We start from the raw sequence: 3,755 nt of genomic DNA, 5'->3' as shown, positions 1-3,755 counted from the left end.
GACTTAACGTTTACAGAGCATGTTGTTGAAGATCTAAGGTGCTTAAAAGTAGCACTATTTTCTTTAGATAAGGATGTTGAGTGAAAACAGACAATGTCGGATTTTGGAGATATTTTTGGTCTCAGACCAAAAATATCAGGAAGAAAATGCCTTTCACTTTTTGAGATATATAAAACGCCAGATAATACAGAATGATAAAAAAAAGGCCTTCATAATTGAAGGTTTTTTTTTGATCTTCAATTAACTGATAAAGAGATCGTTGCGATCTTTGGAATTTGGTCGTAACCTAATGCCCAGATGTGAAAAAACCACCCGGCAAGGTGGTTTATTTCGGAATACTTAAACGAATTCAGCCCCGTTAAGTCCTTTCATGATAGCTATATCATGCAAGCACTTCAAGTATTCCCTGACCTATTTGGATTCAAGATGTTTTGGATAGGTATGTCATCCCGCTATCGACCAAGGATTTCCTGAGATAGCCAGCGAACGAACTGAACCCGAAATGACGTAATAGGTCACGATGCTACAGCTGCTAGGCATTGAGTAAGGCCAAATGATAATACGGTTTAGTGTGTGCCACTGAGGAGGATGTTTTAAGAGTCTGCAAATGACCTTAGAGCACTAAAGGCACAGCGTAGGGCAGCCCGAAAGGGAGAGAAAACCCCAAGGTTAAACGATAAATGACCCCTGATGTTTCATCCATTTTAATGGTTTCGAGATAGGGGTTCGGCGTAGCCGAAAGGGCTTGAGTTGGAGCTTTGCGACCTCCTTATCCTGGTGCTTTTCAATCCGAGGGTGTCCCTGTCTTAATTGGCCTTTTCTTTTTCCTTTTCTGCGACATTTTGACCTGTCTTCCATTCTTTTTATTTTGATTAAAACAGAGATAGTTATCTTATTTCCCTGTAGTACATTCGTATTAAGCTTTTAAAGCCAGTATACACAGCGTCCCCTTTATTCGCTTCGCTCCTGACGGGTTCACAGTGACTGGCACAGGGGCTTCGCCCCCGAGACCCCCGAAGACCACGAGCGATAATCCGGCCCTTCGGTTCGAATCATCGCCCGAGGCCATTATGAAATTAAGACAGAAAGAGATAAAAATCCGAGTGCATGATGACGAGTATTCTGCGTTGCAGCGTCGAAATACTAAGGCACGATTAGCGGAATGGATGCGTGATGTGTGCTTGGGAGAAAAGGAAGCGTCACGATTTAAAGCGCCACCTTGTGATCCTGCTTTGCTTCGTCAATTAGCCGGTATTGGTAATAACTTAAATCAGATAGCCAGGGCGACGAATTCTGATGATTGGAAAACAGTGGATCGACTCAAAGTCATCACAGCATTGGGGGCGATTGAACAAGCCATACGAGATCTGCAGGATGAGCATTCATGATTGTCAAAATTCACTCTCGTGGAACCGGTTGTGGCTCCGGTCCTGTTGAATATCTATTAGGCAAAGACGGAGAACGTGACGGGGCCACGTTAGATCGTGGTGACCCGAGTACGATTATTGCCCTCATCGATTCGAGTCCATATGCAAAAAAATATACGAGTGGGGTTCTTTCTTTTGCTGAATCTGATTTACCTCGAGAAGCTAAAGATAAATTAATGTCGTCGTTTGAATCGGCATTACTCCCTGGTCTGGACAAAGATCAGTTTGCTTGTCTTTGGGTCGAGCATCGAGACAAAGGCCGATTAGAGTTAAATTTTGTGGTACCGAATATAGAGCTTTTAAGTGGTCGACGGCTCCAACCGTATTTTGACCGTGTCGATCGGCCTCGAATTAATGCGTGGCAAACCCTCCAAAATGAATTTTTGAAATTAAAAGATCCGAATGACCCAGCGAATAAACAAGAGCTGGTGACCGCGAATACTTTGCCTCATTCAAAAAAATTGGCGGTTGAAATGATCACTCGTGGGCTTTTAACACAAGCGGGAAATGGCGAGATTCGAAATCGTGATGATGTGAAGGATTGTCTCGAAAAAGCCGGTTTCACCATTGCCCGAGAAACTAAGAATAGTTTGAGTATTGCCAATCCAGAAGGTGGTAAGAATCTTCGATTGAAAGGACTGATTTATGAAAAAGATTTTAGATTTGGCCTCGGACTTCGAGACGAAATCCAAAGAGCAAGCGAACGATATCGAGCGCTCGCTCAAGAGCGAATTTTCGAAGCACGAACAACATATCGTGAGGGCTTTGAAAGACAGCGAGATCGAAATCAGCAACGTCATCGACGACCAGACTTCGAGCCTGAAAAGGTTAATTATCCCCAGTTGGTTATGGGGGATCGCGTTCGTGGTGTCGGTGATTTTGGTGTCATGGGGCGTGATTTGGTATCAGGGCACGCTGATCACGGACAATTGGGTGACCATCAGTCAGCAGAAAGATCGGATAGCGGAACTCGAGAGCCAGGGCGGAAATCTTCAACTCAGCCGGTGCGGGGAACGCTTGTGCCTAGCACAAGCGGAAGGAACGTCGAATTGGACGAGAAAGTCCGACCAACGTCCGATGTTTATTCCAGAGGGGTATTAAGTGATGACGGAATTAGAGACTCAGCTATTGAGCGCGTTCGAGGACTTAGAGAAAGAGCACGAGAAGCGACATCAAGACTTTGTGACGGCCTACAACGGATTGGTGAAAATGTTCGATGCTACTTCGTTGGAGAACAAAAAATTGCACTTGAGCGTGAGTCACTTGACCGAGCAAGTGCAGAGCTTGAACGCTCAGCTCCAGCGGTTGGAAAAGCGCTACAACACGAACAGATGATGAGTCGAGATCGAGAAATTGGTGATCGTGGAATGAGTTTGTAACAAATAGGCATTTGGCTATTTGTTTTGGTTGAAACGGATGGCGGTTTTATTGCCCTGTAAATCGCTCTGGAAGCGTCACAAACTTACAGCCCGATTTATGGGGCAGTAGAGCGAAGTGATTGCTTTAAAACGCGCCTATGGGCGTTTGAGTGCGTGAGGTGGGTGTTTTCGATAGCTAAGTGAGCCATTGAACATAATGTACATAATGTTCACTTAGTGCACCTTGAACAAACAGAACTTTGAGGGGGATTTATTTTTCTGTTTGTAGTGTTGTGTTGTTTTTTTCCAATATAGTTAATCTTTTTTCTATTGATATTAGCTTTGTATTTACGTTGTCTTGCATTTCTATGACCTGAAGAGCGTAAGAGCTGTTTAAATCTAATATCTTATCAATGCTATATAGGTTTCCTGTATATATGTTATCTAGTATGTAATAGGAGCCAGAGAAGAGCATAGACAGTAGTGTTAGGATCGTAAGAATATCTTTTATTTTCTGCATTTTTTATGGTTCATTTTATCTTCTTGATAATTGGTCATGTGAAAATGACACATGACCAAAAAATAATTTTTTATGCGTATTGAGTAAGCTTCCACGTTACTGCTTTTTGGTTGTGTGGCGGCATTGTATTATGTTCTGCGATTGGAGCTGTTGTTGATGGAGAATCCATTGACTTCCACACTCCGCTTTCAGGGCATTTTTCACCTGTTTTTGCTGTTGTACCAATAGGAGATTTTGACATTGTTTTTTTCCAAGTTATTTCGCTAGAGTATTCTAACGATATAAGATATGGGGTCTGTTTTATATAAATCAAGCTGAAATGATAATAGTTTTATATGTTTACTGCCTGTCACCCACTTGGTTATTTTTGCCCAATTATCAATATAGACCGAACAGACTTAACGTTTACAGAGCATGTTGTTGAAGATCTAAGGTGCTTAAAAGTAGCAC

4 protein-coding genes are annotated in these 3,755 nt (G+C 42.6%); 3 read left to right on the top strand and 1 reads right to left on the bottom strand.

All coding sequences use genetic code 11. From position 1 onward, the window contains the following. Positions 1-1,070 precede the first annotated feature (1,070 nt). The 3 genes from ACED28_RS22885 (at position 1,071) to ACED28_RS22875 (ending at position 2,762) form a co-directional block, all read left to right on the top strand. Positions 1,071-1,388, top strand: coding sequence for a MobC family plasmid mobilization relaxosome protein (locus ACED28_RS22885; RefSeq protein WP_371705179.1), 318 nt, complete (start codon positions 1,071-1,073; stop codon positions 1,386-1,388). 684 nt (positions 1,389-2,072) lie between these two features. Beyond that, a complete protein-coding gene (locus tag ACED28_RS22880; RefSeq protein WP_371710824.1) occupies positions 2,073-2,528 on the top strand; it encodes an MbeB family mobilization protein in 456 nt (151 codons plus the stop codon). Between the two features lie 3 nt (positions 2,529-2,531). After that, the gene (locus ACED28_RS22875) at positions 2,532-2,762 is read left to right on the top strand and encodes an MbeD family mobilization/exclusion protein (protein ID WP_371705181.1); all 231 of its coding nucleotides are present in this window, start codon (positions 2,532-2,534) and stop codon (positions 2,760-2,762) included. A 613-nt stretch (positions 2,763-3,375) separates the two neighbouring features. Here ACED28_RS22875 and ACED28_RS22870 read toward each other — a convergent pair. After that, a complete protein-coding gene (locus tag ACED28_RS22870; RefSeq protein WP_371710822.1) occupies positions 3,376-3,546 on the bottom strand; it encodes a hypothetical protein in 171 nt (56 codons plus the stop codon). Positions 3,547-3,755: the final 209 nt, after the last annotated feature.

Origin of the sequence: Vibrio sp. 1F253 (assembly GCF_041439295.1) — a bacterium.
GTDB lineage: Bacteria > Pseudomonadota > Gammaproteobacteria > Enterobacterales > Vibrionaceae > Vibrio > Vibrio tasmaniensis_A.
The sequence above is the reverse complement of the archived record's forward strand: the minus strand, read 5'-3'. Positions and strand labels throughout refer to the sequence as shown.

Coding starts and splice junctions, on each gene's coding strand:
- ACED28_RS22885 (WP_371705179.1), top strand. CDS start 1,071: ATGAAATTAAGACAGAAAGAGATAAAAATCCGAGTGCATGATGACGAG.
- ACED28_RS22880 (WP_371710824.1), top strand. CDS start 2,073: ATGAAAAAGATTTTAGATTTGGCCTCGGACTTCGAGACGAAATCCAAA.
- ACED28_RS22875 (WP_371705181.1), top strand. CDS start 2,532: ATGACGGAATTAGAGACTCAGCTATTGAGCGCGTTCGAGGACTTAGAG.
- ACED28_RS22870 (WP_371710822.1), bottom strand. CDS start 3,546: ATGTCAAAATCTCCTATTGGTACAACAGCAAAAACAGGTGAAAAATGC.